General features: G+C 70.9%; 4 protein-coding genes. 1 reads left to right on the top strand and 3 read right to left on the bottom strand.

Translation table 11 applies throughout. The annotated features are described in order from the left end of the window. The coding region (locus Q2100_RS27805; RefSeq protein ID WP_407667706.1) for a SecDF P1 head subdomain-containing protein at nt 1-891 on the top strand (891 nt) is incomplete at its 5' end. Here the strand turns inward: Q2100_RS27805 and Q2100_RS27800 are convergent. From Q2100_RS27800 to Q2100_RS27790, 3 genes are all read right to left on the bottom strand, one after another. Further along, the gene (locus tag Q2100_RS27800; protein WP_302916638.1) at nt 858-3,176 is read right to left on the bottom strand and encodes a RelA/SpoT family protein; all 2,319 of its coding nucleotides are present in this window, start codon (nt 3,174-3,176) and stop codon (nt 858-860) included. The genes Q2100_RS27805 and Q2100_RS27800 overlap by 34 nt on opposite strands. Before the next feature lie 81 nt (nt 3,177-3,257). Next, on the bottom strand, nt 3,258-3,773 hold the full coding sequence (locus Q2100_RS27795; protein WP_407667707.1) for an adenine phosphoribosyltransferase: 516 nt from the start codon (nt 3,771-3,773) through the stop codon (nt 3,258-3,260). A gap of 14 nt (nt 3,774-3,787) precedes the next feature. After that, nucleotides 3,788-5,431 (bottom strand): ABC transporter substrate-binding protein, encoded by a 1,644-nt coding sequence (locus Q2100_RS27790; RefSeq protein WP_302916636.1) that lies wholly within the window; start codon nt 5,429-5,431, stop codon nt 3,788-3,790. Between the last annotated feature and the right edge of the window lie 88 nt (nt 5,432-5,519).

Genomic DNA, 5,519 nt, shown 5'->3' with positions numbered 1-5,519 from the left:
GAACGCGCCCGCGGCGTCGTCGAGGCCCGCGCCGCCGCCCGGGGTGGCACCGACGCGGCGGCGACCGTCGACGACGACGCGATCATCCTGTCGGTACCCGGCGCCGACGACGAATCGTGGCGCGACATCGGTGCGGCCGGCCGACTCGATCTGCGCCCGGTCATCCACGCGATCGAAGCGCAGCCGGCGGGCGCACCGACCGACAGACCGAAGACGCCGAGCCCGCAGGCGGTGGCCGACGAGAAAGAGCTCCGGCAGAGCGCCGACCCGTCGATCCAGCTGCTCGCGCTGCAGTTCCAGGCCACCCGCTGCGGCGACAACGACGCACTGGCGGGCCGTGACGACCCGAACCAGCCGCTGGTCACCTGCTCAGACGATGGCGAGACGGTCTACCTGCTCGACGAGACGATCATCGACGGCGAGAGGATCGAGAGCGCCGGCCACGAGTTCGACGAAGGAAGCGGCCAATGGGTGGTGGACCTCGAATTCGACGGTGACGGCACGACGCGCTGGGCGGACTTCACCGCCGCCAACATCGGCACGCAGGTCGCCTTCGCACTCGACACCGCCGTCCTCAGCGCACCCGAGATCAGGGAGTCCATGCCCGGCGGACGCACGCAGATCACCGGGGGTTTCACCGAGGACGACGCCCGCGACCTCGCCGCGGCGCTGCAGGGCGGGGCGTTGCCCTTCCCGCTGATCCTCGAGTCGTCGACCACCGAAACCGTGCCGCTGCAAGGGAGTCCGACCGTGTGGCGGATCGGTCTGCTCGCCGCAGGGGTGGTCGTCGTGGCGCTGGTGATCGGCGGCGTGCTGCTGCTGGTCAATGCCGGCCGCAGCCGGGGCGCACCGCCCGGCTACGCCGCCGACGTGACGCGGTACACGTCGTAGACGCCCTCCACGTTGCGCACCACACTGAGCAGGTGACCCAGGTGTTTCGGGTCGCCCATCTCGAAGGTGAACCGGCTGATCGCCACCCGGTCGTTGGACGTGGTCACCGACGCCGACAGGATGTTGACCTTCTCGTCGGCCAGCACCCGGGTGACGTCGGACAGCAACCGGTGCCGATCGAGCGCCTCCACCTGGATCGCGACCAGGAACACCGATGACGGCGAGGGCGCCCACTCGACGTCGATGAGTCGTTCTGCTTGCAGCCGAAGCGAATCGGCGTTGGTGCAGTCGGTGCGGTGCACGCTCACCCCGCCGCCGCGGGTGACGAAGCCCATGATCTTGTCGCCGGGCACCGGGGTGCAGCACTTGGCCAGCTTCGTCAGCACCCCGGGCGCGCCGGGCACCGCGACGCCGGTGTCGTCGGTGCTGCGCTGCCGCATCGGCATGGTGGCCGGTGTGGACCGCTCGGCGAGTTCGTCCTCGGCCGCCTCGTCGCCGCCGAACTGGGCGAGCAGGCGCTGCACCACGTGGCGGGCCGAGACGTGGCCCTCCCCCACCGCGGTGTAGAGCGCCGAGACGTCGACATAGCGCAACTCGCGGGCCAGCGCCGCCGTCGACTCCGCATTCATCAAGCGCTGCAACGGAAGTCCGCCGCGGCGCACCTCGCGGGCGATGGCGTCCTTGCCCGCCTCCAGCGCCTCCTCCCGGCGCTCCTTGGCGAACCACTGCCGGATCTTGGCCTTCGCCCGTGGTGACACCACGAAGCTCTGCCAGTCGCGGGACGGTCCGGCGTTGGGCGCCTTGGACGTGAAGATCTCGACCACTTCGCCGTTCTCGAGCGTGCGCTCCAACGCCACCAGCCGGCCGTTGACGCGCGCACCGATGCAGCGGTGGCCGACCTCGGTGTGCACCGCGTAGGCGAAGTCCACCGGCGTCGACCCGGTGGGCAGTGTCACCACGTCACCCTTGGGGGTGAACACGAAGATCTCCTGCACCGCGAGGTCGTAGCGCAGCGACTCCAGGAACTCACCGGGGTCGGCGGCCTCCCGCTGCCAGTCGAGGAGCTGGCGCATCCAGGCCATGTCGTCGATCTCGGCGGCGGCGTGCCCGGCGGGTACCGCGTTTCGGCCCTTGGACTCCTTGTACCGCCAGTGCGCGGCGATGCCGTACTCGGCGGTGTGGTGCATGTCCCGGGTGCGGATCTGCACCTCGAGCGGCTTGCCCTCGGGGCCGACGACGGTGGTGTGCAGCGACTGGTACACGCCGTAGCGGGGCTGGGCGATGTAATCCTTGAACCGGCCGGCCATCGGCTGCCACAGCGAGTGCACCACGCCGACCGCGGCGTAGCAGTCCCGGATCTCCTCGCACAGGATCCGCACGGCGACCAGGTCGTGGATGTCGTCGAAGTCGCGGCCCTTGACGATCATCTTCTGGTAGATCGACCAGTAGTGCTTGGGCCTGCCCTCGACCACGGCGTTGATCTTGGACTTGCTCAGCGTCGCGTTGATCTCGGCGCGGACCTTCGCCAGATAGGTGTCGCGCGACGGCGCCCGGTCGGCGACCAGGCGCACGATCTCCTCGTACTTCTTCGGGTGCAGGATCGCGAACGACAGGTCCTCGAGCTCCCACTTGACCGTCGCCATGCCGAGGCGGTGCGCCAGCGGCGCGATGACCTCGAGCGTCTCGCGGGCCTTGCGCGCCTGCTTCTCCGGCGGCAGGAACCGCATGGTGCGCATGTTGTGCAGCCGGTCGGCGACCTTGATCACCAGCACCCGGGGGTCGCGCGCCATCGCGATGATCATCTTGCGGATGGTCTCGCCCTCGGCGGCCGTGCCGAGCGCCACCTTGTCCAGCTTGGTCACCCCGTCGACGAGATGGCCGACCTCGCTGCCGAATTCGGCGGTCAGCGCGTCCAGCGTGTAACCGGTGTCCTCGACGGTGTCGTGCAGCAGTGCGGCCACCAGCGTGGTGGTGTCCATGCCCAGCTCGGCCAGGATGTTGGCCACCGCCAGCGGGTGGGTGATGTAGGGGTCGCCCGAGCGCCGCAACTGGGTGGCGTGCCGCTCCTCGGCCACCTCGTACGCCCGCTGCAGCAGCTGCAGGTTCGCCTTCGGGTGGATCTCTCGGTGCACCGCGACGAGCGGCTCGAGCACCGGGTTGAGCGTGCCGCGCTGGGCGGTCATCCGGCGCGCCAGCCGGGCGCGCACCCGCCGCGACGCGCTCGATGTCGTCTTGGGGGCCTCCGGCGGCGCGGCCTGCTCGGCCTCCGGTGACACCACCGGCATCGGCTGGGTCTGCGTCAGGGACCCGTCATCAGCCACTGTCACACCTCCTGCCCACGTCGCCGTCCGTGTCGAGGATATCCCTCACACCGTGTGCAAGCTGGTGACCGGGAGCGGCGCCACCACCTCGCGACCACCGAGCGCGGTCAGCTCGAGCACCACCGCGGCGCCGAGCACGGTCGCACCGCCGCTGATCAGCAGCTTGTTCGCGGCCGCGACGGTGCCTCCGGTGGCCAGCACGTCGTCGATGATCAAGATGGTGCGCCCGGTCAGATCGAGGCCGTCGGCCGGGATCTCCAGCGTGGCGGTGCCGTACTCGAGCTGGTAGGTCTCGGTGTGCACCGGCGGCGGCAGCTTGCCGCCCTTGCGGACCGCCAGCACGCCGGTGCCCAGCCTGATGGCGACCGCGGCGCCGAGCAGGAATCCGCGGGCGTCGATACCCGCGATCAGGTCGGCGCCGTCGGCGGTGGCGGCCAGCGCGTCGGTGACCGCGGACAGCCCGGCGGCGTCGGCGAGCAACGGCGTGAGGTCCTTGAACTGGATGCCGGGCTCGGGGAAGTCGGGCACCTCGCGCATCATCGTCGCGACGAGCCGCGAGATCTCGCTTCGCTCGGTCACTGCGACAGCCGCCAGCGGTCCATGTTCCAGCCCGCGCCCCAGCGCGTCGGATTACTGCTCACCGCAAACATCTTGTCCGATGTCAGCAGCGTGCGCTGCTGGCGGTAGAGCGGCAGCGTCGGCACGTCGGCCCACAGCACCGGCGCGCCCTCGCCGATCAGCCGGGCGAGCTCCTTGGGATCGGACGTCACCGCCAGCGCGCCGGTCACCCCGTCGATGCGCGGATTGGAGTAGCGCGGCAGGTTGTTGCCGTTGCCGGTGTGTAGCGCGTAGGCGTCCATCGCCGAAGAGCCCGTCGATCCGCTGCCCGCCGCGCCGCCGGTGCTCGCCAGCAGGACGTCGATGTCGTTGTTGCGCAGGGACAGCGGGCCGACCGCGGCGCCGGCGGCATCCTGCACGGTGATGCCCGCCGGTGCGCACGCCTTGGCGATCGCGCCGACGGTCGCCGCCAGCCGCGCGTTGGGTGTCTGATAGCCGACACGCACCGTGAGCGGCCGGTTGTTCAGCGCGGCCCGCGCGGCGACCGGATTGGCCGCCGTGAACTGCGCTGCCTCCGGAACGTTCTCGGTCGCGCCGAATGCGTCCTCGTTGGCCGGGTTGAGCCGCGAATTGGCGATCGGGAGCTGGGCGTTGCGGGCGATGATGTCGCGGGGTGTGCACAGCGCGACCGCACGGCGTGCCGGCGGCGCGGCCAGCGGCCCCACGGGCGCGAAGATGAGCTGCTCGATGCCGGCCGACGGGCTGTCGCTGCGGACGTAGTCCTCGGGCAGATTGAGCGTGCCCGACGACCCGGCCGCGATGTCGACCACGTCGAAAGCGCCCTCGTTCACCCGGTCCTGGATGTCGGCGCCGCGCGGCCACACCGTGATCCGGCCGGTGACCGCCTTGGCGCCCCACCACTTGTCGTTGGCAACCAGCACCACCGCGCCGTCGCCGGTCACCGACTCCAGCTTGTAGGGACCCGACGAGGGGAATTTCTTCAGGTCCACGTCCGGGCGGAGGTCCCAGGTGGTGTTCCACGCCTGCGCGATGCGGTCGATGGTGGGCAGGTCGCCGGACTGCAGCGCGGTGGTGACGTCGACGCCGAGTTCGTCGGCGAGGACGTGCGAGGGCATCAGCGCGGTGGCGGCGAACAACTGGCCGAAGTCGACGAATCCCCGGTCGGGCGCGAAGGACACCCGGGCCCGCTTCTGGCCGGGTGCGCAGTCGATCGAGGCGATGTCGCTGTAGCCCGACCGGTTGGCGGCGTCGAAGCCCGGGAACCGGCCGGACTGGGCGATCCACGCCAGCACCAGGTCGTCACAGGTGATCGGCTTGCCGTCGGAGTACACCGCCTTGTCGCTGATCTGATAGTCGAGCACCAGCGGCGTGCGGCCGAACACGGAGATGGTGCCGAAGTCGTGGTCGCCGACGATCTGGCCGTCGGGCCCGTGGTAGTTGAACCCGGTGAGGACCCGGGCGAACGCCTGCGGTCCGCCCGACGCGGCGCCGGTCACCGTGTTGGTGTTGTACGTGCTCAGCGACCCGTCGACGGCGTAGTCGATGGAGTCGGCCGAGCTGCCCGAACACGCGGGCGCCAGCAGTGCGGTGATCGACAGCGCCGCCGCCAGCGCGACGGCGCGCCGCTTGAGGGCTGCCATCGGCGTCTACCGCCGGGGGCTCCGCTTGCCCGCGGGCCGCCCGGTCTTGCTGGCGGTCGGGCGCACCGGTCGCGCGCCCACAGCGGGT

This window comes from Mycolicibacterium arseniciresistens (assembly GCF_030519285.1).
GTDB classification, from domain to species: domain Bacteria; phylum Actinomycetota; class Actinomycetes; order Mycobacteriales; family Mycobacteriaceae; genus Mycobacterium; species Mycobacterium arseniciresistens.
This window is presented reverse-complemented; position numbering and strand designations above follow the sequence as displayed.

Bases quoted from the DNA above. Each gene is read 5' to 3' on its own strand.
- Q2100_RS27790 (WP_302916636.1), bottom strand. From the start codon at position 5,431: ATGGCAGCCCTCAAGCGGCGCGCCGTCGCGCTGGCGGCGGCGCTGTCG.
- Q2100_RS27800 (WP_302916638.1), bottom strand. From the start codon at position 3,176: ATGCCGGTGGTGTCACCGGAGGCCGAGCAGGCCGCGCCGCCGGAGGCC.